This window comes from Shewanella japonica (assembly GCF_002075795.1).
In the GTDB taxonomy this organism is placed as follows: Bacteria; Pseudomonadota; Gammaproteobacteria; order Enterobacterales; family Shewanellaceae; genus Shewanella; species Shewanella japonica.
Map to the genome: position 1 here is coordinate 2,495,891 of NZ_CP020472.1, position 26,789 is coordinate 2,522,679.

The 26,789-nt window shown below is 40.0% G+C and carries 23 protein-coding genes; 10 read left to right on the plus strand and 13 right to left on the minus strand.

The features are described from left to right. The first annotated feature begins 316 nt into the window (after positions 1–316). Entirely contained in the window at positions 317–2,674 is a 2,358-nt protein-coding gene (locus SJ2017_RS10625; RefSeq protein ID WP_080915738.1) for a CRTAC1 family protein, read from the plus strand. Positions 2,675–2,758: 84 nt separating this feature from the next. Here SJ2017_RS10625 and SJ2017_RS10630 read toward each other — a convergent pair whose 3' ends face one another. The 6 genes from SJ2017_RS10630 to SJ2017_RS10655 form a co-directional block, all read right to left on the minus strand. Next, on the minus strand, positions 2,759–3,394 hold the full coding sequence (locus SJ2017_RS10630) for an HAD family hydrolase (RefSeq protein ID WP_080915739.1): 636 nt from the start codon (positions 3,392–3,394) through the stop codon (positions 2,759–2,761). Between the two features lie 332 nt (positions 3,395–3,726). Further along, positions 3,727–5,175: an aldehyde dehydrogenase gene (gene aldA, locus SJ2017_RS10635; RefSeq protein ID WP_119969220.1), complete on the minus strand. Its 1,449-nt coding sequence runs from the start codon at positions 5,173–5,175 to the stop codon at positions 3,727–3,729. Between the two features lie 4 nt (positions 5,176–5,179). Continuing rightward, positions 5,180–5,956 carry an SDR family oxidoreductase gene (locus SJ2017_RS10640; protein ID WP_055024540.1) on the minus strand — a complete coding sequence of 259 codons (777 nt, stop codon included), beginning with the start codon at positions 5,954–5,956 and terminating at the stop codon, positions 5,180–5,182. Between the two features lie 10 nt (positions 5,957–5,966). After that, on the minus strand, positions 5,967–6,989 hold the full coding sequence (locus SJ2017_RS10645; RefSeq protein WP_080915741.1) for a zinc-dependent alcohol dehydrogenase: 1,023 nt from the start codon (positions 6,987–6,989) through the stop codon (positions 5,967–5,969). Positions 6,990–6,999: 10 nt separating this feature from the next. Beyond that, positions 7,000–8,109 (minus strand): mandelate racemase/muconate lactonizing enzyme family protein, encoded by a 1,110-nt coding sequence (locus tag SJ2017_RS10650; protein WP_055024542.1) that lies wholly within the window; start codon positions 8,107–8,109, stop codon positions 7,000–7,002. A gap of 239 nt (positions 8,110–8,348) precedes the next feature. Beyond that, on the minus strand, positions 8,349–9,218 hold the full coding sequence (locus SJ2017_RS10655; RefSeq protein ID WP_080915742.1) for a helix-turn-helix domain-containing protein: 870 nt from the start codon (positions 9,216–9,218) through the stop codon (positions 8,349–8,351). A 155-nt stretch (positions 9,219–9,373) separates the two neighbouring features. Here SJ2017_RS10655 and SJ2017_RS10660 point away from each other — a divergent pair, with 155 nt between their 5' ends. Next, positions 9,374–10,456 (plus strand): NHL repeat-containing protein, encoded by a 1,083-nt coding sequence (locus SJ2017_RS10660; protein WP_080915743.1) that lies wholly within the window; start codon positions 9,374–9,376, stop codon positions 10,454–10,456. Between the two features lie 170 nt (positions 10,457–10,626). On the opposite strand, the gene SJ2017_RS10665 is transcribed toward SJ2017_RS10660, so the two are convergent. Further along, a complete protein-coding gene (locus tag SJ2017_RS10665) occupies positions 10,627–11,541 on the minus strand; it encodes a LysR family transcriptional regulator (RefSeq protein ID WP_080915744.1) in 915 nt (304 codons plus the stop codon). 268 nt (positions 11,542–11,809) lie between these two features. On the opposite strand from SJ2017_RS10665, the gene SJ2017_RS10670 reads away from it, so the two are divergent. Beyond that, complete coding sequence (locus tag SJ2017_RS10670) at positions 11,810–12,658, plus strand: enoyl-CoA hydratase/isomerase family protein (RefSeq protein ID WP_080915745.1); 849 nt, start codon at positions 11,810–11,812, stop codon at positions 12,656–12,658. An 83-nt stretch (positions 12,659–12,741) separates the two neighbouring features. Here SJ2017_RS10670 and SJ2017_RS10675 read toward each other — a convergent pair whose 3' ends face one another. Beyond that, the gene (locus tag SJ2017_RS10675; RefSeq protein WP_080915746.1) at positions 12,742–14,736 is read right to left on the minus strand and encodes a TonB-dependent copper receptor; all 1,995 of its coding nucleotides are present in this window, start codon (positions 14,734–14,736) and stop codon (positions 12,742–12,744) included. A gap of 352 nt (positions 14,737–15,088) precedes the next feature. Between SJ2017_RS10675 and SJ2017_RS10680 the strand changes: the two genes are divergently transcribed. After that, positions 15,089–15,409, plus strand: coding sequence for a glutaredoxin family protein (locus SJ2017_RS10680; protein WP_055024548.1), 321 nt, complete (start codon positions 15,089–15,091; stop codon positions 15,407–15,409). Positions 15,410–15,535: 126 nt separating this feature from the next. On the opposite strand, the gene SJ2017_RS10685 is transcribed toward SJ2017_RS10680, so the two are convergent. After that, positions 15,536–15,955: a hypothetical protein gene (locus SJ2017_RS10685; RefSeq protein ID WP_055024549.1), complete on the minus strand. Its 420-nt coding sequence runs from the start codon at positions 15,953–15,955 to the stop codon at positions 15,536–15,538. Between the two features lie 431 nt (positions 15,956–16,386). Here SJ2017_RS10685 and SJ2017_RS10690 point away from each other — a divergent pair, with 431 nt between their 5' ends. The 3 genes from SJ2017_RS10690 to SJ2017_RS10700 all read left to right on the plus strand — a co-directional run bounded on the left by SJ2017_RS10690 (position 16,387) and on the right by SJ2017_RS10700 (position 18,920). Beyond that, a complete protein-coding gene (locus SJ2017_RS10690) occupies positions 16,387–16,794 on the plus strand; it encodes a LexA family protein (protein WP_065108052.1) in 408 nt (135 codons plus the stop codon). Between the two features lie 3 nt (positions 16,795–16,797). Next, positions 16,798–18,054, plus strand: a complete 1,257-nt coding sequence (locus tag SJ2017_RS10695; protein WP_080915747.1) for a Y-family DNA polymerase — start codon at positions 16,798–16,800, stop codon at positions 18,052–18,054. Between the two features lie 269 nt (positions 18,055–18,323). After that, positions 18,324–18,920: a YgjV family protein gene (locus SJ2017_RS10700; protein WP_080915748.1), complete on the plus strand. Its 597-nt coding sequence runs from the start codon at positions 18,324–18,326 to the stop codon at positions 18,918–18,920. 124 nt (positions 18,921–19,044) lie between these two features. Here the strand turns inward: SJ2017_RS10700 and SJ2017_RS10705 are convergent, their stop codons facing one another. Both SJ2017_RS10705 and SJ2017_RS10710 read right to left on the minus strand, forming a co-directional pair. Further along, positions 19,045–20,118, minus strand: coding sequence for an HlyD family secretion protein (locus tag SJ2017_RS10705; protein ID WP_055024553.1), 1,074 nt, complete (start codon positions 20,116–20,118; stop codon positions 19,045–19,047). Further along, complete coding sequence (locus tag SJ2017_RS10710; protein ID WP_080915749.1) at positions 20,119–20,601, minus strand: magnesium transporter; 483 nt, start codon at positions 20,599–20,601, stop codon at positions 20,119–20,121. A 167-nt stretch (positions 20,602–20,768) separates the two neighbouring features. On the opposite strand from SJ2017_RS10710, the gene SJ2017_RS10715 reads away from it, so the two are divergent. Both SJ2017_RS10715 and SJ2017_RS10720 read left to right on the plus strand, forming a co-directional pair. Beyond that, complete coding sequence (locus SJ2017_RS10715; RefSeq protein ID WP_055024555.1) at positions 20,769–21,575, plus strand: LysR family transcriptional regulator; 807 nt, start codon at positions 20,769–20,771, stop codon at positions 21,573–21,575. A gap of 60 nt (positions 21,576–21,635) precedes the next feature. Then, a complete protein-coding gene (locus tag SJ2017_RS10720) occupies positions 21,636–24,344 on the plus strand; it encodes a bifunctional acetate--CoA ligase family protein/GNAT family N-acetyltransferase (RefSeq protein ID WP_080915750.1) in 2,709 nt (902 codons plus the stop codon). A 177-nt stretch (positions 24,345–24,521) separates the two neighbouring features. On the opposite strand, the gene SJ2017_RS10725 is transcribed toward SJ2017_RS10720, so the two are convergent. Continuing rightward, on the minus strand, positions 24,522–25,496 hold the full coding sequence (locus SJ2017_RS10725) for a GGDEF domain-containing protein (RefSeq protein ID WP_080917459.1): 975 nt from the start codon (positions 25,494–25,496) through the stop codon (positions 24,522–24,524). A gap of 350 nt (positions 25,497–25,846) precedes the next feature. Between SJ2017_RS10725 and eco the strand changes: the two genes are divergently transcribed. Then, positions 25,847–26,413: a serine protease inhibitor ecotin gene (eco, locus tag SJ2017_RS10730; protein WP_080915751.1), complete on the plus strand. Its 567-nt coding sequence runs from the start codon at positions 25,847–25,849 to the stop codon at positions 26,411–26,413. A 92-nt stretch (positions 26,414–26,505) separates the two neighbouring features. Here eco and SJ2017_RS10735 read toward each other — a convergent pair whose 3' ends face one another. Further along, positions 26,506–26,784 carry a hypothetical protein gene (locus SJ2017_RS10735; protein WP_055024558.1) on the minus strand — a complete coding sequence of 93 codons (279 nt, stop codon included), beginning with the start codon at positions 26,782–26,784 and terminating at the stop codon, positions 26,506–26,508. Positions 26,785–26,789: the final 5 nt, after the last annotated feature.

Below are 26,789 nucleotides of genomic sequence, written 5' to 3' on the forward strand. Positions count from 1 at the left end.
TTGTTGACAATTATCAATTGCATACAATATGGTGTTCGTAAGTGGTGAATTTACACACAAAAAAGTGAGTAATTAATACAACTAATTATCTAATAAATTCTACTGAAATGAACTTTTTTAGATTTATATACAGATACTTACCAATGATTCGAGATAAAAAGGCTCAAATACCTGACAGTCAAGATAACAATTTTTTGCTTTTAAGTATTATTCTGAACAGAAAACTATCTTTAAGGTTTATTAGACTAATTGGTTACCTACTTTTTGCTGTGTTGAATCGTACTTTTTGATGACAAATAAACACTAAGGATGGAATATGTTTGCACAAAACGAAGAATACCTTATCGGTAATTCTTGGGAACAACTGAATACTATTAGCGCGACAATTAAGCCTTATCTCTACTCCATGGCTTTTATTTTCATTACGGGATGTCAGCAAGTAACAGAAACGGGTTCATTTAAAAACACTGATAATGATGTTGCACATCTTCCTGCTCAGACATCCTCCACCAATCAACTGGATAATAACTTAGGCAGTAAGAATAACAAAGACACTGACTTGGTCTCGGGCTTACCTGTTCCAATTACCTTAACCAAACCCAGGTTCAGTAATGTCACCCAAGCGGTTAATTTACATACCACTGATGCTTGGAAATATGGCGGCCCCAGTATTGCAGATATCAATAATGATGGCTTTTACGACATGGTTTTGACTAACCATGATACGACGCCCATAGTAATTTTCACATCAAGCCTCGCTGCAACACCTGCTTATAAAGATCCGATGGCGCATGTTCAATATGCCAAACAGCCAAGTCCTTTTGCAAAAGCTGACGCCCATGGTGTTGCATTAGGAGATTATGATAATGATGGTGACAATGACCTGTTATTAGCTTTAGGTGGCGGTAATGGAACACAACCACAGCCGCAGCGACTGCTTCGAAACGATAACGGTTTGTTTGTTGATGTCACTGAGCAATCAGGGTTAAGTAAAATGGGGGCTAGAGGCCGCTCAGTACGTTGGGTTGATCCGGATTTAGACGGTGATTTAGATTTTTTACAAATTAACGCGGCGCAAATGATGGGAGAAACTATCCCCAGAAACATTATTTTTGAAAACATTGGCAACGGCCAGTTTATCTATAAATCGAGCCCTACTTTTGAACAAGTTGATGCTGAACGAGTCATTGTTACTGACATCAACAAAGATCATATCGCTGATTTAATAGCATTTTCACCCTATTCTCCTGTAACAGTCCTTTTAGGACAAATAGATTTTTCGTTTAAAGATGTCACCAGCCAATACTTAGGGAAAGATCCAGATACGACACATGTAACGGCGATTGCACAAGCTGATATCGATAATGACGGCGATATGGATTACTACTTATCCAGAGGTAAAGTTCATTATCAAATTGCCAATAATGCGGTGTCTTTTAACGAACAAAAAAAGCGATTAGATTTACGTGATGAAGGTAATAAAAGCCATGATGGATTAAGCTTTAAAGCAAGCAGTGAAATCTTATTAACGGATTTTTATCACTTTCCCCGTGGCGCTGATAAAATCACTATTCCATTATTTTTAGGCGCAGATAAAACCCCATCAGAAAGACTCACAACAGGGTTTCCTGACAAGCAAATTAGCGTTTCTCCTCAGCAAGCGTTAGGGTTTCCTTCATCTGTATCTCAAAGTGGCTGGTACTTAGGTTATTTAGGTGATGATCAATGGCGATTAGAATGGTTATTAACTGATAATCTTGCTTGGGATTTACGAGCATCTATCATAGGTGTCGATAGTGTTGAACTTGATTGGATACCACAAGATTTAGGCGTCAGCGATATTTTACTTAGAAACGATGGCGATCACTTTACTTACCTAAGCCACCTCCTTCCTGCGCAGCACCATGACAACAATTGGGGCGTTATCACAGCTGATTTTAATAACGATAGCTACAATGATTTCTTTATTTATCGCTTTGGCGAGCTAACACAACGAGTCAATGATGTTATGTTGCTCAACACGCTTCATCTCAGTGAACTAGATAACACCCCAAACAGTAACCTCAGCGAAAACAATTTACCCACTCACCACAAGTCTCATATACAAGCTATAGACGATAATGCAACACCATCAAGGGGCTTTGTAGCGCATGAAAGTCACAACGCAACCATGGTAAACCGTCATGCTCATGGCGATATGGGGAGTGCATTTGATCACAATCAAGATGGTTATGTCGATATACTCAGTGGTGACGATGACAATGGCCGTTGGTACCTTTATCAAAACCGTTTAAAGGATCAACTCCTTACTGACAATCACACCAAACAAACGACTCATTCTATTCATCATCAATATTTACTCATGCATGTTGGCTATTCAAAGTCTGGGATTGACCCGCATGCCGCTGAGGTAAGGATATTTACAAGCAACAAAGCCACGCCGCAGCGCTTCTCAAACAACAAAACCATGACAAGCGCAAATACAGTTCAATTTAAATGGATCGGTTCCGACAGTGCAAGTCATTCACAAAGTTTGAAAAATATTGTGCATTTTGGTTTAGGTAACCAAGATCGTATTGATAAGATACAAGTGCGCTGGCGAGATGGTTCGGAGCAAACAATGAATAACGTTAACGCAAACCAATTAATTACAATGGGTAAAATGAAACGTTAATGTGAAAGTTTAGGTACAGGTGCAGTTTGGTTATATCAGTCCTGCTGCACACTCTATTTAAAAAATCTGTATGAATTATAAAAGCTATAAAATCAATTCTCTAAAGTCGCTTATCACTTTGCTTGCCACCGATAAATTATTGTTAATATTAAATTCATGTTGTATCGCGATAACATCACACCCACTGGCTATTCCAGCACTAATACCGGCGAATGAATCTTCAAATATCACGGTATTGTTTGGCGACATTGATAATTTATTAAGGGCTAATAAATAAGCAGCAGGATCAGGTTTATGCTTGCTAACATCTTCTTTGGTAATAATAACTTCAAACATGGCAGTTAAATTGAGAGCTTGAAGAATATCATTGACCATCCACTTGGCGGCTGACGTCACTAGCCCACAAGTTCTACCTTGTAATTGTAGATAGGTTAAATATTGAAGTGCACCAGGAGTTAACTGCAACGCTTGCAGTAGCAAAGCTTGATAGCGTTTTTTAAATATCTGATTAAATTCATTAATATCTGGAGAAATATTCGCTTTATCGAAGAAGAACTGAGTCACAATCCCCCAGTTTTGCCCCATCACTTCTTGATAATGATGATAATCAACTTTTGCGCCGTATACAGCACAGGCCTTCGCTATAGCTTGACCTTTGAGTGGCTCAGAGTTGACTAAGGTGCCATCCATATCAAATAGAAATAGTTGATAATCTTTCACTTTTTTCTCCAGCGGTGACTGCTTTTGATTACTTTACTACGATTAATCCCTTATACGCACGTTGATTTTGGGTTGATTTGGGGTTGATTTTGGCGCTAACTGGTGGATTGATTTGATATTCAATAACTATTTAATCAGTTATTTTATTAATTATACTGCTTACGGTCTTAGGTTGTGGGTAAACATGGCTAGATTTACGAAAACCAAGATAACAGGCTCTAACACCTTTACCTAGCCCAAAAAAAACCAACTGCTGGAGGGGATACAGTTGGCTTTGGTTAACACTATAATTTCTGTTGAATCTCAATACTAGGACTCTGATATAGAAGATATTAGGCTTCGTTAAAATATACCGTCTTTTTCTCTACATATTGCTCAAGTCCATATTTACCATCTTCACCGCCGACACCACTCATTTTCCAGCCATTGTGAAACCCCTGGTGCTGCTCACCCAAACCACGGTTTACATACACTTCGCCTACTTCCATTTCTGCAATAGATTGATGAATATAATCAAGGTTTTTGGTGTACAAGTAAGCTGATAATCCATACTCACTATCGTTAGTATAAGTAATAGCATCTTCAATACTGTGAATTTTAATGATAGGAAGTACTGGTCCAAAGGTTTCTTCATGCACTAAAATGTTGTCTTGCTCTACATCCACTAACACAGTTGGCTCATACCAATTGCCACCTTCAAAACCTGCAACCGATGCGACTTGGCCACCTGTCACCAGTTTCGCCCCTTGTTCAATACTCTTCTCTACCAATGTATGAATATTTTTGATTTCACTCTGGTTAACTTTTGGGCCCATATCTGAATTTGAATCCATAGGATCACCAACTTTCAGCGCATTCACCTTTGGTACAAACTTTTCAATAAATGTATCGTACACATCCGCATGCACATATAAACGTTCAGCACACGTACACACTTGACCACAATTAGCAAAGCGAGCAATCAGCGCATCATCTACCGCTTTATCTAAATCAGCATCTTCCATCACAATAAAGGGAGCTTTACCGCCGAGTTCTAACATCACTGGCGTTAAGTGCTTACCACTGGCTTGATAAATAATTTGCCCAGCTCGAGTACTGCCAGTCATTGTAATTAACTCTGTAATCGGGCTTTCACATAAATGCTGACCAACAATGGAACCACTCCCATTTATAATATTCAGCACGCCAGCGGGGATTCCTGCTTCGTTAGCAATACGGCCAAGTTCCATAGTAGCCAATGGTGTTTCTTGTGTAGGCTTAACAACAATGGCATTACCAGTAATTAATGCAGGACCGATTTTACGACCCGCTAATGCTAATGGAAAATTCCACGCTGTAATTGCGACCACAACCCCTTTGGGAACTTTATGAATATAAATTTTCTCGTTTTCATTATCTGACGGTAAAATATCACCTTGTAGCGTCAAAGCATTATCGCAAGCATATTCAACGAATGTGGCTGTTGCTTCAACTTCCATGCGTGCAACATCAATTAATTTGCCTTGCTCTTTTACAAGCAACACCGCTAACGCTTCGCCACTTTGGCGAATACCACTGGCAAACTTTCTTAGGATGGTTGCCCGGGCTCTTGGCGTTTTTTTAGCCCAGCCTTTTTGTGCTTGCTGGGCAATTTCTAATGCATCTTGTGCATCATCAACGCAGCCTTTGGGAATCACACCAACAAGCTCACCCGTACTCGGTGAAAACACCGAAATAGTGCCATCCGCTTTCGATGGCACATACTCACCGTTAATAAAGTTTACCTTATTTCTAATTTCCATTGGATTATCTCCCCATCCAACCGCCATCAACCAATAAAATACCGCCATTCATATAATCTGATGCAGCGGACGCTAAAAATACCGTTGGCCCTTTAAAGTCTTCAGGTGTACCCCAACGGCCTTGTGGAATACGCTCTAATATTGATTTAGAACGAACGGGATCATCTCTGAGTGCTTCTGTATTATCAGTGGCAATATACCCAGGAGCGATTGCATTTACATTGACACCTTTGCCAGCCCATTCATTTGCAAGCGCCTTAGCCAGTTGCCCAATTGCGCCCTTACTCGCTGCGTAACCAGGAACAGTAATTCCACCCTGAAATGTGAGCAATGAAGCCGTAAAAATAATCTTTCCTTCACCACGTGCTACCATTTTTTTGCCGATTTCACGACTGAGGATAAACTGAGAGTTTAAGTTTATCTCCATGATTTTATCCCAGTATTGATCGCGATGTTCAATGGCTGGCTCACGCAATATCGAACCTGCATTATTCACAAGAATATCAATGGTGTCATGTTGGCCGTTAACGGTTTCTACAAATTGATACAGGCTTTTTCGGTCTGAAAAGTCACACTGGTAGGCATAGAATTGACGTCCTAAAGCGGTAACTTCAGATTCAACATCGGAACCTGACGCCGCTAAAGAAGCAGATACACCAATGATGTCAGCACCAGCTTCTGCTAAGGCTACCGCCATGGCTTTACCAATACCACGACTACAACCGGTCACTAAGGCCAGCTTGCCAGTTAAATCGAATTTACTTAGTACATTATTTTGCATGATGCTTCCTTTACTCTACTGCACATGACACAAGTGCTTTCATTCCTGTTGGGTTGTTATCCATATTCTCGAATGCATTACTGATATGACTTAACTTGCTCACAGAGGTAATAAATGGCGCGAGATCTATGCTACCTGAAGCAACTAAATCAATTGCCATATCGAAATCTGCGTGTTCGTAAACTCTCGCACCGAGTAACTCGAGTTCTTTCCAGAAAAATTGAAACAAATCAACTTGTGGTTTTTGTGCATGTATTGCGACCATACATATACGGCCACGAACTGAGGCGATATCGACCATTGCATCAACTGCAGGTTGTACCCCAGAAACTTCAAACACCACATCAGCCCCTTTACCTTGCGTCCATGTATCTACAAAATCCTTAAGATCTTGCTCAATAGGGTTCACCGTTGGAATAGCAAACTTATTTGAAAAATCACGACGGCTTTCATTTGGCTCAGAAATAATCACTTCAGCCCCAACTGATTTTGCAACTAAAGCAACTAGCTGGCCAATTGGCCCGCCACCAATAACAACGGCTTTTTCACCCGCAGTTAAACGTGAACGTGCGACATCATGGCAAGCTACAGACAAAGGCTCTATCAAAGCACCTTGTTGTAAGCTAACGTTTGCGGGCAGTTTATGTAAAGTGCGAGACTTTACAGTCCACGAGTTTTGAAAGGCGCCTGGTGTATCAATCCCCATAAATTTAAGGTTTTGACAAACATGCGAATGCCCTGCATCACAGGCTGGACATTCTCCGCACCAGTCTAATGGTCTCACTACAACGCGCTCGCCAATCTCATAACCCGCTACATTTTTGCCAATTTCAGCAATGGTGCCTGAAATTTCATGGCCTATCGTGTGCGGCGGATTCACTCGAGTGTCCATTACACCATGGTATATGTGCATATCTGTGCCACAAATACCAACATAGCCTACGTTTAAACGTACCTCATCATCACCAGGACTAATTGCTTGTGATTCAACAACTCTAAACGATTTATTACCTATATATTGAGCAGCTTGCATAATCTTGACCTTATGAGCTCATTTTTAAATGAGGAGTTAATAATGCATCATCAAAAACAACGCCAGTACCTGGAATATCAGGTGCGACCGCTTTGCCATTAATGATTTTTAAAGGGGTTGTGGTGTATTCATCAATTGGAAACGAATGTACTTCGAGGTAACCAGAATGTGGCTGCGAGGCAAGTAAACTAACGTGTAATTCATGCATACCATGGCTACACACTGGAATGTTATTAGCGTATGCCAGTTGCGCCACCATTAAAAAGCCCGTTATGCCGCCAATATTTGAGGCGTCAGGTTGCAAAAAACCTAACTTAGATTGCGAAATTGCATAGGTAAACTCATGAATGGTATGTAGGTTTTCACCCATAGCCAATGGAATATCAATAGCATCTGCAATATCTGCATAGCCTAAATAGTCATCTGGAATTGTTGGCTCTTCAAACCACTTAATATCGCAATGGGCAATTGCATTAGCAAAACGAATAGCTTGCTCTTTGGTCATCGAATAATTTGCATCAACCATGAAGATACGATCGGGTCCAATTAATTCCCGTACAGCTTCAACACGTCTGACGTCTTCTTTGTAATCGCTTTTACCAACTTTAATTTTTACCGCTTCAAAGCCACGATCTAGATAAGTTTGAATATTGCTCAGTAACTTTTGATGGTCAAAATTAAGATCAATGCCACCAGCGTAGCAATTAACTTGGTTACTCGCGCCACCAGCAACTTTCCACAGAGGTAAACCTAGGTTTTTACATTTAATGTCCCACAGTGCAATATCTACAGCAGAAATAGCAAAGCTTAATAACCCTCCTCGGCCAACATAGTGAAAGTGCCATTGAAGCTCATCCCATATCGCCATAATATCTGAAGCATCTTTACCTATGAGTAATGGCTTCATTTCATCATTTAGTAAAGAATAGATAGCTCTTCCGCCCTTGCCTCCTGTATATGTGTATCCCACGCCCTCTATACCATTCGACGTTTTAATGCGTGTCAAAATCAACTCAAAATGAGTGTGATCACCATGCTTAGCATCAGACAAGACTTCAGCCAAAGGGACTTGATAGTACTCAACCTTAACCGACTCAATCTTATTGGCTTCCTTTGTCATTGACTCACCTTTAAATGAAGCTTACAAACAGTTTATTGTTAACAATCTACACAAGAGGTTTTTAAATGTAAAGTAATTGTTAGCGCTAATTTGTTTATTGAGTCAAACTCAAGTTTGCAAAAATCGAATGCTCTACCTGTTTAAATTATCTGACAATGACAGCGGTTACATGCCCTAATATCCAACACTTACCATTTAAGTGACAATTGACACTATGTTTAATTTTGTCAGTATCGCTGTTAACTAAGCTGTTTCCAGAGCGCTTTTCGATATTGATTTGGCGTCTTTGAGAAGTAGCGTTTAAACATAGAAATAAAATGAGATGGGTTTGAAAAGTTAAGATCGTAACTTATTTGGGTAATGCTTTTTTCACTTTGTCCTAACCAACGTGCGCTGGTATACAGCTTATGCTGTACAACAAACTGCGAGTAGTTACAGTTAAAGGTGCGTTTAAACAATCTAGAAAAGTACGAGGTAGAAATGTGACACATTACTGCGGCTTCAACTAAAGTAAGCTCTACCACATCTTGTTCTCTAAATAAGCTTAAAATAGGACTGAGTTTTTTGTACGAGGCGTCGGTCACTAGAGCACGCTCTGCATTGGGTAAAACCGCTTTACCTTGGGCGACAAGCCAAATAATGATTAATTTTAATAAGGTTGCACTTTTTACGCTGTGTGGGTCGTCTAAATAGCTTTGCTCTAGCCAATTAACTTGTTGTTGAATGCTTTGCCAATCTTGCTGACTAAAACGTAGTTGTAAACCACGCCTTAGTATCGCCTCTTCATACAGCAGACCATTATCAATTAAAAATTGCGGCATAAACTGGATAATATACCAAGCTTTTGCATGTTCAGTTAACTCATAGTCATGGGTCTCGAGTGCTGGGGTAAATACCACATCACCTTTTTGGATCGCTGACTGACCTTGTGAGTGATAGTACATTCCTTGTACATCTTCAAAAATAATAAACTCATGAACTTGATGAAAATGCATCATACATGCATACACTTCATTTCGTTGGTAAGCCACACGATGAACTTCAAATTGATATCCCGGTTTAATGGAAATTGGTTCGCAATGTATGCCTGCTTTATTACGCGTGTGCATTTGACTCCCTGTTTTATCTGGCTAAATAGATCGTACTATTCAACAAATGTCCTGCACACATAATAAGTGCAAATATCTAACAGTTTTTATCTTATACATATTTATCATTGTTAACAATTAACCAAAATTGCTAGTGCAGATTACAAGGATAAAATATGAATACAGCTATTCCAGCTTCCCGTGATAATGCAAGGTTTGACCCTCATGGGTTAATCATTGGTCAAGGGGAGTTCACTTATCGAGTTAATACTCAATGGAATAAAATGACCGCTTCACAGCTACCTATTGAGAACTGCCATGACTTAGCGTTTGACTCACAAGGCAGAATTATTATGGTCAGCGATCATCCGCAAAATAATATTATTATTTACAATAAAGACGGCAAATTAATTGATGCTTGGGGCGGACAATTTCCGGGAGCTCATGCAATAAAGATAAACCATGAAAATGGTGAAGACTTTTTATATGTAGTTGATTGTGGCTGGGTCATTAACCGTCAATGGACGCCAACCAATGGTTTAGAAAGAGTGATCCCTCAGACTGGTTTTATTGCCAAACTGACGTTAACAGGCCAAGTCGTTTATACGATTAGCCATCCTCAAACCATTGGCGTTTATCAGCCTAACCAAGCCTTTCGTCCCACTGATATCGCGATCGCTGATAATGGCGATTTATATATTACTGACGGCTATGGCTCTGATTATGTACTGCAATATGACAGCAATGGTCAGTTTATTCGGTATTGGGGCGGACATGATAATCTTGATACACGTTTAAATTTACAAAACACCCATGGCATTGCCATTGATAAGCGACTCGTATCAAGCTCTCATACTGATGCTTCCCCGACACTGCTGATAAGTTCTAGGGCTGAACATGCATTAAAACAATATTCTCTATCTGGAGATTACCTTAATACTATCAGTGTTCCAGGTGCCTATATAGGCGGACCCGTTTTTAAGGGAGAGCATTTTTTCGCGCCTGTATGTTGGTCACATATTAATGGTACAAATGCAGATAACTCTGGTTTCATCAGTGTATTTGATAAACACAATCAAGTCGTCGCTAATCTTGGGGGGGCTCAGCCTGAGTATGTAAACGGTGAACTTCAACCTATGCATACCAGTTGGGATGTGTTTCGTCATTGTCATGGCTTATGTATCGACGATGATGACAATATTTATGTTGGACAATGGAATGCAAATCAAAGTTTTCCAATACAATTAGTCAGAGTGTAATAACCGTTTTAAAGATTTAATGAAAACATTTTTGATTTTATAAAAAACGATTAATGACACTTTCGTTAAAATAGGTCGGCACCGCTTTTTACAAGCGGTGTACTGGTTTTGACTGAGGTTAGGTTAGCGTTGACTTAGTCGCTAACATAATTGCAGAGATAGGATCTGTATTAACTATTATCCCAGTCCGCAGCTCCTAGTTTTTCAACTAAAAAGTCAATAAATACCCTCACCTTAGCGCTTAACGCATTGGCCTTAGGGTATACCAGCCATATAGCTGTATGATCATCGACGTTATAATCGGGCAATATTCTAACCAAGCTTCCTTGCTTTATATCTTCAGCCACGCTCCAATAAGAATTCATTGATATCCCAGCTCCTGCCACAGTCGCTAACTTCATGCTGGTACCGTCATCGCAATTCAATCTAATTCGGCCATTTACCGGCGGAAACACATATTCGTTCTGGTCGTCTTGTACGGCACTAATCAGTTTACGGCCTTTAGCATCTTTAAATACAATTAACTGATGGTCTACTAAATCTTTGGGCGTGTCTAATGTGCCATGCGCCGCGATATAGTCGGGTGATGCACATAAAATACGTTGGTCATCGGCTAACTTGCGTGCTCTTAAGCCACTGTCTTTCGCCTCTGTGTTTCTTAGCGCTAAGTCTATGCCATGCTCTATCAGGTTCACTTCAGTATCACTCAACCTCAGCTCTAAATCTAACTCTGGATACTTAGCTAAAAACTCAGGTAGAACCGGTAAAATATACAATTGTGCAAAGGTATTTGATGCGGTAAATCTTAGTAACCCTTTCACTTCATTAATTTCACTGCCAATGGCAGCCATGGCTGCATCTTGCTGTACTAAAATCTCTTTCGCATATGGCAAGAAGCCTTCGCCTTCTGTTGATAACGACACTTTCCTTGTAGAGCGATGTAATAGGTCTGTACCTAATTGATTCTCAAGTTTTGATAACCTTGCAGACGCAATGGCTGGGGATATTCCTAAGGTTCTGCCAGCAGCACTAATACTTAATGACTCTGCAACCTTAACAAATAGACGTAAGCTCTCTGTGTCCATATTTATTTGTTCCTATTTAACCTTCTTCTACAACTCGCCATGTGACAGCTGCCCATCCCAAACTTTTATTCTTAAATGACCGATTAAGCAAATACAACACCAGATAGCCCTAATTTAGTTAATAGAAATACTAAATTCTCTTTATCAATAATTCGGATTCACTTAGCAGAGTCAATCGCCTACTTTTTATGAATGTGAACCAGATGATAACCAAGTGTTATTCAGCCACATAATTCATTCATGCTAGGACATTACAAGGACATCAACAATGGAATATAAGAACTTTACAACTTTTAATGTGAAAAAAGACAATGGAATTGCATGGGTTACTATCGATTTTCCCCCTGTGAATGTTCAAGGGCAAGAGATGCTAGCAGATTTAAACAGTTTAGCGTTGCGTCTTGAACGTGATAGAGAAATAAAAGTCGTGGTGTTTCAATCTGCTCATCCTGAAATTTGGGTATGTCATTACGATACCAACTTACTTAGAGACATGTCTAAGGATGCTGTATCGCGTGACGAAGCGAAATTACTCGACCTACAATCTGTATTAGAGCGTATCAGTCGTTTACCACAAGCAACCATCGCGAAATTAGAAGGCTTTGCTCGTGGTGGAGGACATGAGTTTGCATTAGCTTGTGATATGCGTTTTGCTGCCCGCGGCAAATACAAGTTTATGCAAATGGAAGTTGGCATGGGTATTTTGCCTTGTGGTGGTGGCGCTTCTCGAATGGCAAGACAAGCAGGACTTGGCAGAGCCCTTGAAATCATTCTTAGCGCACGTGATTTTACTGCAGATGAAGCAGAAGCATACGGCACTATCAATAAAGCGCTTGAGCCAGATGAGATAGGTGAATACGTAGAAAATCTTGCAAGACGTATTGCACAATTTCCTGCAGAGTCTATCAATGCATGTAAGCAAACTGTGTATGAGTCTATTGATAAATCAATTGAAGACGCACTCAAGGCCGAAGCTTATTGGTTGTATCAAGCAACCAGTAAAACTTCTGCAATTACACGATTTACTTGGGCTGATGAACAAGGCGCACAGTTTGACATTGATAACCAACGTAACTGGGAGCAACTTGTTATTAATGTCCAAGAAGTGAATGACTAAACAATGACTTAATAATAGATGTACTAACAAAAAGGTTCAGCTTATGCTGAACCTTTTTTATCTTTGGTTAAGGCGACTTTCGTTTAAAAAGTGTAATCCACTTTAACCCAAGCTGTCCGACCTGGTTCATTAACTTGAAACAATGGTTCACTGCCAGGAATATCATTGCCTGCACCTGAACGACTAATATGTTCTGCGTAGGTTAGATCAAACAGGTTCTCAACACCAAAGCTGACTAATAGGTCATCATGCTTCCATGATCCATTTACCGACAAGGTGCCAAAGCCACTACTTTCACCCAAATCTTGGCCCGATATATTGCCTTGTCCTACTGCAACTCTATCTTGCGCTGCAACAAGACGCCAAAATAGTCCAGCAGTCCAATTATTCGATTCATAGTTAACTGATAAACGCCCTTCTAATGGCGAGATTTGTCCAAGAGGTGTATCGGCGGTGTCATTGTCGCCATGGCTGTAGCTAACCGTCGTTTGTGCAGACCATTGTTCATTAAAGGGGTACATTACACCAAGTTCACCACCCCAAATGGTCGCATCAACATTGTAGGCAGATGTTTTAGCCCCATTTGAATCAATTAAAATATAATCGTCGACCTTGCCATAATAAAATGCCGTCGAGATTTCATAATCATTTTGATATATCCAACCGACATCAAGCTGGGTCGTTCTTTCAGGTTCTAAATCAAATGCCTTAATGGCCATATTGCTATCATCAGCTTTCATAAACTCCCAGTAATCAGGAATGCGCTCAGCACGGCCAATACCTGCATAGTACTGACTGTGACCAGACATGTGCTCGTAACGAATAAAACCACTGACAAGATCATCCTCTCGCTGACCTTTTTGGCCCACATGTAACTCGGTATCCCATTGATCCAATCTCAACCCTGTTAAAATTTTCCCTTGGCTTGTCGCATAACTGATATCGTAATTGGCTTCAACAAACACGCCGATATTCTCATAGCTCATGTTTTTGTTAAAAGGCTTAGCCAATAGATCATCAAGGCCATTATCCAACTCTTTGTCTATGCTTCTGCCTTCATGCGCACTGTCCATATAATCGATACCGATTAGGATTTCCCACTTATCACTCAACGCTAGATCCAACCAAAGATGCCCTCCTGTGGTCTCACGGCGCACATTGGTACCAGCATTTACTCCTTGATCAAATTGATCCATGATGTGATCGTTTTCATTGGAATAAAATTGAAATTCGACGTTGTTTAACCATGTTGAGTTAACGTCTCGTTTCGCCAAAAGCGTTAAGTTTTCATTGTCAATTTGGCGTGCTTTATTTGCTCTGTCTGCATATTCAGCTTCACCACTTGAACTGCCATAGGCCAATTCAACAACGGTATCTTCATCTGGTGTCCATCCAAGCGCCACATTGACATTACTGCGATCATAACTTGATTGTATTGTGTTTCCATCGCCATCTTCATAGTGATCGCTTTTGGATTTATTCATATCAAAGTCAATATAATGCGTCTCAGTGCCGGCTTTCATTTCAACCAAATAGTCTTCTCGGCCAAAGCTGCCGCCTGTCATACTCAATCGGCCTTCCATGTCTTTTTCTACAAAGCTATGGCGCTCTTTTTCAAATAAAACGGTTCCGGCTGAGCCCACTGGACCATATTTAACCGTTTGCGGTCCTTTAATGACAGTAATGGCGTCATAGGCTTCAGGATAAATATATGCGGTTGGAGGATCCATACGGCCACCGCAGGTACCGTAAACATGTTGGCCATCATCAACAATACTGACCCGTGATCCCCCCATTCCTCGCAAAGAAGGGTCGCCACCAGCGCCGCCCTTACGACTAATGCTAAAGCCTGGTATCGTTTTCAAGAAACCTGCGCCATCGTATGCAGGTAAAGGTAAGCGAGGTTTCTTTGGATCGGTAGTAACCTTAGATGGCTCTTTCATTAATTCACCCGTGACAACGATATAATCATCGCATTGCTCGCCATCACAGGTCTTTGTAGTATGATCTGCTATTGCCAAGTTTGGCGTTAATGTTGCCGCAATCAGCGCAGCTAAAATTGAAGTATTAAATTTCATTACAACGTCCATTTATTATTTATCTATGAACGTTTTCGCAGATTAATTCGCTTTGCTCAATCAGAAGCGTAGACAGTGCGACAATCTGTCACAGGCTAATTTGATGCGAATCACACTACTGATTTTAAAGTGCTTTTATTTGATATCGTTGCCGCAAAAAATATCCTTAAAAGAGATATGAATCCGGCATGATTTAATTGCTCACATTCACTAGATAAATACTGCCTTATCCCCACTTTATTTATTCGTAATCGCTTATTTAGACATATTGAAATAGCGGTTTAATTTTCATCCCGATATTTATATAATTACGATTATTTTTTAAGCCCATTGAGCCCATGGAAGGTATTCATTGAAAAAGCTATTTGTGTTGTTGGTCCTTTACGCCGCTTACCAACACTGGAATCAATCACCGGTCGAGCCTATCCGTGCCACCTATGCCGCCAGTAATGAAGTTATTATGTATGCAACAGCTTGGTGCAAGTACTGCCAAAAGGCACGTATCTTTTTTGACGATAATGGCATTGCTTATCAAGAGTTTGATATTGAGAAATCTTTCGCTGCTAATGAACGTTATCAAGCATTAAACGGCCAAGGGATCCCTTTATTGCAAGTTAATGGAACGCTTATCAGGGGCTTTAATCAGGATAAAATAGTCTCTTCACTGCATTAACGATTTACTTAGCACCCTATTAAATAAGGGCACTGCTAAATAAATATACCCGGTCACCAATTGTGGTGACCGGGTATATTTTTATTCGTATGGTTATTACCACCGATATTGATAATAAACCGTTAACTAGTTATTACTAGCATAGTGAACACACTGGTTTTGCACTGCTGTGGTTTTTAATAACTGAGTGAATTGCGCCTTGTTGCCATCGGCTTTTTGCTCTTTTATTAAGGTTTCCATATGCGTAGCTTGGCTCACAACCTTTTCCATCGCAATTTGCCTTGCTTGTTGTTCTGTCTGACCTGTTAATACTAATTGCTCAACTAGGTTAGAATAGTTCTCGTAAACCATGCCTTTATAAAAGTCTGCTTCTGACGCTAACGGTGTATGCGAGTAAATTATTGAGCAGCTTACAGCGCTATCGATATTGGCAATAGATTGGTCTATTTGAATGACCACAGATTGCTGAGTTGAAAAACTGGCATTAGCAGCCACTGAAAATAAACTGAATGCAATAAATGCAGTAATCGTTTTTAACTTTTTCATACTCACTCCGATTTAATCAATTATGTGCCCGGTTAATTGACACTATCTTATCCATCTCACTGACGCATTAGTTACCATTTCGCGCCTCATTAAGACAAAGAACAACTAGAAGGCACATATTTCATATTATTAAGCGACAGTAAATAATCATTATCTGACTGTTATAGTAATGAATTTTGCTAAACCTAAGCTGAACAGAAAGTTAACTTCTCAAGCTGGCAGTATTTTCTACAACTTGACCTGTTTATTTATCAAGTCGCTACACCTATTACTCACTTATCAATATGACCTCTGTCGCTCCTAGCTAAAATCCGTTCGCAAACGCACGCTTCGTTCAAAAAACCGCCAAAACTAGATAAATTATTGCCAATTTTACGGGGAGCACTATAATACTGTATAAATATACAGTTATTTTTTGTGATGTGAGATTTATGAATGTGATCCCTATTTTTGCCAGTGCTGGCATTACAGGTTTTGAGTCCCCTGCTGCTGAATATCGACAGCTACCACTCAGTTTAGATGAGCTACTAATTGAACACCCAAGCGCAACATTTATTGGTCAAGCCAGCGGCGACTCAATGGAAAAGATAGGGATTTTTGATAAAGACATTTTGATAGTCGATCGTCATGTTACTGTGGAAAATCACGATGTTATTGTGGCGAATTATAATGGCTGCTTCGTCTGCAAATTAATTGATACTCAGCGGCGATTATTGTTATCAGCAAATGACAATCACCATAGTGTACTGATTCAAGAACATGACAGCTTTACTGTTGAAGGTGTGGTGATCCGTTCAATACGTTGTCATCGTCAAAGTCCAATATTGTCGGGTCGTTAACCCATGTATGCCTTAGTCGATGCCAACTCTTTTTATTGCAGCGCAGAACAAGTGTTTAGGCCTGAATGGCGTGGACGCCCTATTGTTGTCCTATCCAATAATGACGGTTGTATTGTCGCGGCCAACCGTCAAGCTAAAGCATTAGGCATTGGTAAATTTGGCCCTTACTTTGAAGTTAAACATCAATGTGAAAAACTAGGGGTTATTGCACTTTCTTCTAATTATGAGCTTTATGCCTCTTTGTCTCATAACATGATGGATGTCATTGGTCGCTTCGCCCCCGAACAGCACATATACAGTATTGATGAATCTTTTCTCTCTTTTAAGCGTAGTTACCCAGCAATTCCATGTTTAAGCCATCACGCCTCTCTTATTCGCAGAGCAGTATGGAAAGAAACGCGTTTAGCGGTTTGTGTTGGCATTGGCGAAACCTTAACACTCGCTAAAGTGGCCAACCACGCAGCCAAAAAGCTTGCTGGGTATGACGGTGTTTGCTGCATCGAGTCCGATGAAGAGCGCCGCGCTATTCTAGCAAACATGAAAGCCACCGATGTCTGGGGGATCGGCTCAAGAATAGGTAAAAAACTCCAGGCAATGGGGGTTCATACTGCTTTAGCATTAGCGAACTTACAGCCTGGGATCGCCCGTAAAAATTTTAGTATTGAAATAGAACGTACGGTGCGAGAGCTCAATGGCGAGCAATGTAAAGGATGGGATAGCGCAAGAGCTGATAAGCAGCAAATTTTTTCCACCCGCAGTGTTGGCCAGCGGATCACTGATAGAGAATCTTTGCTGCAAGCCCTGAGTAAACATGCAGCCATCGCTGCCGCCAAAGCAAGGCAGCAAGGTTCAGCAGCCAGTAGTCTACTTATTTTTGCCAAAAACTCTCCATACGATGAGCAGCCTTCCGGTTTTAAATACCATTATCGTTGTGCATTTCCGACCAATGACACATGCGAACTCATTAGTTATGCAACAGCCATAGGGAGTCAGTTATTTAATCCAAATACACGGTATTACAAAATTGGCATTGGTCTTATTGACCTTTCTCCGGTACAGCATTTACAGGGAGACTTATTTACTCCAGCCAAAGATCCGACACTCATGCAGGTTTGCGATAAGCTTAACCAGCGCTATGGCACTGACTCAATATTTGTTGCCGCCCAAGGGATTACTGGAAAATGGCATATGCGCAGAGAACTACTGACCCCACAATACACAACCTGTTGGCAAGATATCCCAAAGGTCAGTTGTCGTTAAGTGAGTATTTAAATGAAATGTTGAAAAACAATTAAGAAGTAACGTGAATAGTTATTAAAACGGGATAGTATACAGCGACCACGAACCCAACAGGCGCAACAAATAACAAACAAGGCCATTACCCATCAAAAACAAACCTTACACCTTTGAAGCACACTAAATCAGAAAATAACTATTTTTAGGCTGAATATTGAGGCTAAAGCTGAAAACCTCGTTCAGATCAAATTAATACTGCTGAAAATATAGACAATACGCCCTTCGATTTTTTAGTGAGTATCATCTGCGTGTCTGAGTTTGCGTTTAATCAACTATTCTTTGTGCAATTACTAGGCTTCATTTCAATGGCTATCGGCTGGTGGGCAAATAGCCAAAAACAAGATTGCAAATTTATTCATGGCAATATGCTTGCATCCATTCTTACAGCCATTCACTTAGGCTTACTAGGCAGCTTTCTTGGAATTGCGAATCAACTTGTAAATGTGGTTCGATTCCGTTGTTGCCAGCAACTCGGCCATACAACGAAATCGGAATTAGTGCCATTAATGATGAGTGTTACCTTCTCTACTGTAGCGATTTTACAGGGAGTAATGTGGGCAGAACATTGGAGTGAATGGTGTGCAGTTTTTGCCGCAGTGGTAATGAGTATAAGTCTATTTTATTGTAAAGGAATGGCACTTCGCGCCGCTATGCTAGTGAGTAATGCATTGAACTTAATGCTTTCAATATATTTGATGTCATGGTCTGGAATTTTATATCAAGTGATGACAATAACGATTCTAGCTCAAAGTGTGTTTCAGCAATACAAGCAAATTAAATTGGCGACTAATAATGACACCATTTCCTCAAATCAAGCGTTAAGTCAATAAGGAGTTATTTGTTTTAACGCTCTAGGGAATCTTATTGTAAGCACGCTAAGTGATACACATAAAACACATAAAAAAGGGAGCCAAAGCTCCCTTTTATATTTCCGCAACTATCTATTACTTCTTATTACAAAGCGCTTAGGTAAGCTTTAAGGGCTTTAAGTCTGACTGTTGCAGCGCCAATAATATCCATGAAGCCTAAGAAACTCGCTGGCTTTTCAGCCGATATCCAGCCTGAACCTGTCGCGCCAATCGGGATTGAATAGCCTTCTGGCTCTTCAAATTCAATAACCACTGTACGCCCATGACTTCCAGCGTTATTACCAACATGTTGCCTAACTTGCTGAGTTCCTGCTAATGGGCTGATCATCGATTCACCTGTACCTGAAGTCACACTGTGCACTCGACCTCGAAATATCTCACCAGGAAAAGCATCAACGTAAAACTCGGCAAATTGGCCAGGCTTAATATAACGATACGATTGATCTGCAATTCGCATTTCTAAAAACTTCTTAGAGGTATCATAAAGGTGCATGTTACCAATACGACTACCTACTGCTACATTCGTAATAGAAAGTTGACCGTCAAATTGAGCTCTAATTTCACGACGTTCATCATTCCACTGAGCAGAACCAATCTGTGCATCAAACGCGCGTAACTGCGCACGATGAGTTTCAAGCTCAGCAACCACTGATGCGATTTCAGCTTCGGTAGATTGTATTTTTGCTTCTAAGTCATCTCGTGTCATTTCACTGGCATAATCACGTAAGTCTGTGACACGAACAAAGTTACGTTTGTCATTGTTAAGCGTCACTTCTAGCGCTTCCATACGCAGTTTAAGTGCTTCTTTCTTAGCAAGCTCAGCAGCTTTTTGCGCTTTTAACGATCTGATTTCTTTTTCACTGTCGACTGACACCAATTTGTAAATCAAATCGCCTTTTTTAACCATTTGGTTATGAGTAACAAAAATCTCTTCGATTTCTTGACCAAACAAAGGGCTAAGCACCGCATGAGGAGCTTTAACCGTTGAGCTGTCAGTTAAGTCTGCTGGAGACCAAAAACGATGAGCCGTAAATAGCATGAAGGCAATAAAGAACCCTAAACCAACTGAGCGAACAGCATTCGCTAGATTCCACTGTATAACACCAAGTTTAACCAGTAACCAAATGATTAATACATAAGGGAGCATAATCTCTTTCATTTACTTATCTCCTTTAATGCCGTTGCTGATAATGCTTGAAAGTCTATTGGCAAGTACATCCCAACGACCAAATGCAATGATTATGGCAAGAACCCACCAGGCTTTATCGATGAATAATCCACACAGTGACAAAGCAAATACAATTTGCGTGTGTGCACTCGACATGGCTTCAGCCTTGTGTACTGCCACTTCATGCAATCGCCAAAATAAAAGTAATGTGTAGCAAATGATCGAGACGGTCACGACAAACACAAACCCCATAAATAACTCAGAATCCAGAAGCGCTAAAATGGATGGATAACCATTAACAAAGTAACTTTCGGGTAATGATTTCCCGTGAATAGCTGTTAATAATGAAAACAGATAACTCAACAAACCGATTGTTGTTACGGCGATAATGAACCACATACTTTTTTTGGCAATAACAAGCACTATGCTTGGTTTTTCTTCTGGGATGGTGGCAAGTTCGTGCTGTTCTGACATGTATTCTCCAAGGGGTAATAAGATAACTAAATGGAATATTAACAACCTCTATATGTAAATTTGGAATAAGGCATATTCCATATGTGCAAATTAGCGAATGCCATTACTGTGTTTGACGTTTTAATGATGTAATATGAAATTAAGATGTTCTTATTTATCGGTATATTATGGATCTTAATGCACTTAATGTGTTTATTACCCTGTATAAATCAGGTTCAACCCAACGTGCTGCCAAACTACTTGGACGATCACAGTCGTTTGTTTCAAAAGTACTTGCACAATTACGTGAAGAACTAAACGACCCTTTGTTTATCCGAACAGCAAACGGTCTGCAGCCCACCAGTTACGCCGATAAAATTGCGCCTAAGATTCAAAGCTCAATAGAACAAATCAATATTGCTTTAGAGCCTGAATATTTTGATCCCAAAAACCTGCAATACATCACAGTCCATATCGGAGAGCCATTAGCGGTGATGATGGGTAAAGCGTTAATCGAAGCCATTCGCCGAGAAACCAACGCAGTAATTGAATTAAGGCAATGGCGTAAAACCAGTAATGATGGTTTGATTGAAGGCTCAATCGATATTGGTATACAAACACTGAAAGATCGCCCCCAGCAGCTATATCAGAAAAAAATAGCTTCAGGTTATGGATCATTAGGTGGAAATTTAGAGGGTGAGTTCGTTAAGTTAATCGTCGATGACTTAAACGAATACGTAGAGCTATATCGTGCCTTTGATGAGAAACGTAACCCTACTATAATTGTAGATAACTATATGGTTCAGCAGGAATTATTGAAAAATAATTACTCGTATCAATTTAATTTAGAATCGAACGGTGCACATAAGAATTTGGCCGTTGACTTAGCTATCATTACCAGTGCAGCAAGAAGACATGAAGCAAAAATTGTCTGGCTGTCTGAGCTTTGTCAAAAAGTGATATTAGAAGCGGTAAATAATAAAAACAAAATTTAACGCCTAATCGCCATTCAGCTTTAGGGTTACGTTAGCCAATAAATTCGATAGTGAGGCAATATGAGTCAACGAAGTATTCACACCTTGTTTAAGCCTAAATCAATCGCTGTCATAGGTGCCTCCAATACCGAAAAACGTGCTGGTCGAGTATTAATGAAAAACTTACTCGGAAGCGGTTTTTCTGGGCCGATAATGCCTGTCACCCCAAAATATGACGCTGTTATGGGCGTTTTGGCTTACCCTAATATTGAATCCTTACCGATAAAACCTGATCTTGCCATTATCTGTACTAGGGCAAGCAGAGTACCCAATATCGTTGAAACCTTAGCCCAATTCGGCTGTAAAGTCGTCATCATCATGGCTTCTGGCATGGCTGATGAATATGATGAAAATGGCGAAAGTTTACTTTCAGTCACATTACAAAATGCGAAACGGTTTGGCATGCGCATATTAGGCTCCAATAGCCTAGGTATGATCATCCCTACAATAGGGTTAAATGCAAGTTTAGCTCACAGTGGTGCTAAAAAAGGTAAAATAGCCTTTGTCTCTCAGTCCGCTGCAATATGTACCACTGTACTGGATTGGGCCAACAATAAAGATATTGGCTTTTCATCATTTATCTCCCTTGGTGATGCGACAGATATTGATTTTGACGAATTACTCGATTATCTAGGACGAGATAGCCGTACCAGTGCCATCATGCTCTATATCGACTCTATCAGTGAAAAAAGACACTTTCTTTCCGCGGCGCGAGCCGCTGCACGTAATAAACCAATATTTGTGATTAAGTCAGGACGCAGCCAAGAAGGCATAAAAGCAGCCATGCTTCATACTGGAGGCATGGGAGGCAATGATGCTGTATATGAAGCTGCGTTTAGACGTGCGGGTATGTTAAGAGTAAATGACTTAATTGAATTATTTGCCGCAGTTGAAAGCTTGGCTCATTCAACCCCGCTTAAAGGTGAGCGTGTTGCGATCATCAGTAATGGCGGAGGACCTGCAGTCCTTGCTGCAGATGAGTTAATTATTAAAGGTGGCAAGCTTGCCAAGCTATCGCCTGAAACAGTCGATAAGCTGAACACATTATTACCCACAACATGGTCAGGCCAAAACCCCATAGATATTGTTGGCGATGCCAATAGCAAGCGGTACACTCAGGTGTTAGAAGTCTTGATGGATAGTCAAGAAATGGATGCTATTTTAGTACTACATTCGCCATCGGCATTAGAAGAAAGCGATGAAATAGCACAAAGTTTAGTAACAACAATCAGCAATCATACAAACCGCAATAAATTAAACATCTTAACTAACTGGAGTGGTGAAGACTCTGCCTATGTGGCAAGAAAGATCTTTAATAAAGCGGGAATTCCAACTTATCGAACACCTGAAGGCGCAGTGAAAGCCTTTATGCATATGGTTGAGTATCGTCGTAACCAACGATTACTCCAAGAGGTACCTCAATCTATTCCTGATAATATTCCTGCAAATGTTAATGTGGCTCGTGGATTACTGCAAAAGGCGCAGCAAGAACAAAGATTCATATTAGAAACCCATGAAACACGCGATATGTTAAAAGCATATGGACTTAACACCATTAAAACCTGTTTTGCTGACAATGCTGAATCAGCCGTCAAATTAGCCAATGACGTGGGTTATCCAGTGGCATTGAAAGTACAATCACCGGATCTCATGTATAAGTCAGATGTTCATGGTGTCATGCTAAACCTAACTAATGATGATGAGGTCCGTCAAGCAGCGCAGTCTATTGTTAGCCGTGTTAAAGAAATCAATCCTGATGCCAAAATTGATGGCATGATAGTGCAGAAAATGGCACTGACAGCAGGTGCACAAGAAGTCAGAGTGTCAGTGATTAATGACCCCGTTTTTGGCCCTGCTATTTGTTTAGGTGAAGGAGGCTCCGAGTGGGATCCCACCCGTGATGCCGCAGTTGCCCTACCACCTTTAAATATGACACTCGCTCGTTATATGGTTATTCAGGCGTTAAAAACCAATAAACTGCGCGATCGGCATCTTCCACTCGGTCTAGATATGCATGCACTATGTGTCATGCTTACGCAAATTTCACATTTAATCATTGATTGCCCAGAAATCGCTTCACTGGATTTGAACCCTGTATTAGCGGCAGGTGAAACCATTACCTTACTTGATGTAAACATGAAGCTAAATAGTATGGATATTGATCCAAAAACACGTTTAGCCATCATGCCTTACCCTAAAGAGCTTGAACAAACCGCGATACTAAAAAATGGTCAAGAGGTCATGCTAAGACCAATATTACCAGAGGATGAACCAAAGCATTTAGCCTTTGATAACTCATTAAGTGACGAAGACCGCTATAAACGTTACTTTGGGGTGCGCTCACGTATGACCCATGAAGAAATGGCAGTGCTAACTCAAATCGATTACGCTCGAGAAATGGCCTTTATTGCAACCGCAATGGATGAAAATGGAGAATCAATAACCTTAGGGGCCGTTAGAGCATCAACAGACCCCGATAATACAGAAGCAGAGTTTGCTATGGCCGTCAGAGGCGACTATCAAGGTATTGGTCTTGGCAGATTGTTACTTGAAAAACTAGTGAATTATTACAAGGATTCAGATACCCCCGTCCTTGCTGGTTTTACAATGTTTGAAAATCGCAGTATGGCGAATTTAGCGAAAAACCTAGGCTTTACCGTGTCTTTTGATATGGAGGAGCATTTAATAAAAATGCATATGGCACTTAAGCTTGAAAATGATAAAACATAGAAGACAATAAAAACTGGGCAATAAACCAGTTAACGCTTTGCTCTTGTCTGTTTATCACCAATTAAAGGCCGGCTACCACTAGTTGATCGCAATAGATCGCAAGTGATAGTAAAAATAATCGCTTAAAAACTGCCGAAAGCTTGCTAAAAAAATGCAGGCTTAAACGCCTGCATACAGTTAACCTTTTACGCAATTCCTTCCTGATGACTTAGCTTGATAAAGCATGTCATCTGCACGTTTTAATAACGTTTCTGAATCATCACCAGGTTGAATATTAGCAAGACCAATAGACACAGTAATATGGCCTAACTGCTGTTTGTTTTCTTTTCCTATGGTGAGCTGCCTCATAGCAATACGTTCACGGATACTCTCTGCTACTGTCATCGCATCTTTAAATTCAGTATTAGGAAGCATAACCACAAACTCTTCCCCGCCGTAACGCGCAACAAAATCATTTCCTTTAACGGATTGCTTTAAAGCAAAGCCAACAAAAGCCAATACCTTGTCACCAACTAAGTGTCCGTGCGTATCATTAAAAGACTTAAAGTGGTCAATATCCACCATTAACAAACAACATGGAATTTGGCTTTGAGTAAATAAGCTCACTTGCTCAGTTGAAAATATTTCATAAGCTCGGCGGTTATTTAATGAGGTTAACTCATCTGTCATCGCTACCTTGCTTAAATTATCCATGTCCATTTTTAATTGAGTTAATTCATCACCTAAGGTTGCTAAGTCTGCTTTCATTGAATGATTTAAGCTAACGACCTTTTCGACTTCAGCACTGATGTTATTCACTAATGTATTGAGTAATTGTGGCGTAGGTTCAGACTGTAATTCATGACTGAATTCAGATAAGTGAGCAGAAAAGTCATCTGTGCCTGTTGAGATTTGGCCCATTTTATTCAGCAAGCTGTTAATTAAGATTTGAGTTTCTATCTGAACATTCTCAATCACCTCTGGAGATTGCTCTTGAATAAAATTATTGTAAAGACCTTGATTCACTGACGCAGTAAACTCAACTTCGTTAGCCAATAAACCGTCAATAGCGCGTTTTAAACTGAGGTTGGTTTCAGCATAATATTGATACCAAATAGCATAGTTTTCAGGCGTAACAGGAATATTTAGCGCTGACATTTGTGGAACAGCCATGCGTAAAATTTGCGCTGAGTTTTCAAGGTTAGTATTCAATTTAACATCCTATGTCATTAGTGTCTTACATACTTAAATGTGAACCGACATCCTAGCAAGTGCGCTTTATTTTGACGCTATATGCTGCATATTAATAAAATTAATATCATACTTAACAGCCTAATCCAACATAAAAGATATTGAAAATTAAGACTATTTATTCAACCATAACATTATAAAAAGCAGAGAGTGAAACGTTATTGAAAAAAAATTGAAAAAATAAAACCCTTTTTCAAAAAGCATCCGTTTATATCAATAACAGTCGAATCAATCTATCGTATTACATTAGCATTTTAGAGGTGAGAATCCATATGAAAAATATTCTGAATACTAAATTAAAAAGTCTAACTAAACTTTCTGCACTCAGTTTATTAACAGCCCTGACTTTCTCGGCAGCTGCAACAAGTCCAGTACCAAATCAATTTGAGAAACCACAAATGATAACCACCTATAAATATAGTCAGGACAATTACCAAGTGGTTGACGCCGCAAAAATGTTTCCTAAACCTTCAGCTAATCAAGTACAACACATACTGTCTTTGGGCACGCTGGAGAATGAAGCAGACTATAAAATTGAAATACAAATCGGCCAAAATAAGCTGGTGGATTGTAATCGCCATCATTTATCAGGCAAATTAGACAAAATTAGCTTACAAGGTTGGGGTTATCAATATTATAGCGTTGAGCAACTCACGGACGGTCCAACGACTATGATGATGTGCCCAGATCCTAAAACCATGAAATTCGTCACTATGGGCAAAAGTTTGATGATTGATTATGACAGCAGACTGCCAAAGGTATTCTATTTACCTGAAGGTGCTGAACTGCGTTATCGAGTTTGGCAAGTTAAAGACACTTATCAATTTTCAGGGCAGTAATCGACCCTGTGATGGTAACTTTAATTTATATAAGCTTAGCGTTATATATGTTTTAAGTCAGGAGCTGTATAACAGGCTACGATGCTATGTTGTTAAAATCGTTTGACACGAACAACTTGCATCACTTCAATCGAAAAGCCTGCAAGCATCTTTTCTTCTTTATAATACGTTAAACTAACGAATTGATCTTTTAGCGACTTATATTTTTTAGGTCGCTTAAAAGTGAAAGCCACATCATAACCGTCAATCATTAAAGTATGTAACACCCATTCGTCTTTATCGCGTTGGGTGTGCGAAACAACTTTTACCCCCTCTAGGTGGTTTAATTGTTCGTGTTTTTTGAGTAAACCATCAACGACTTTGTTTTTCATATTGG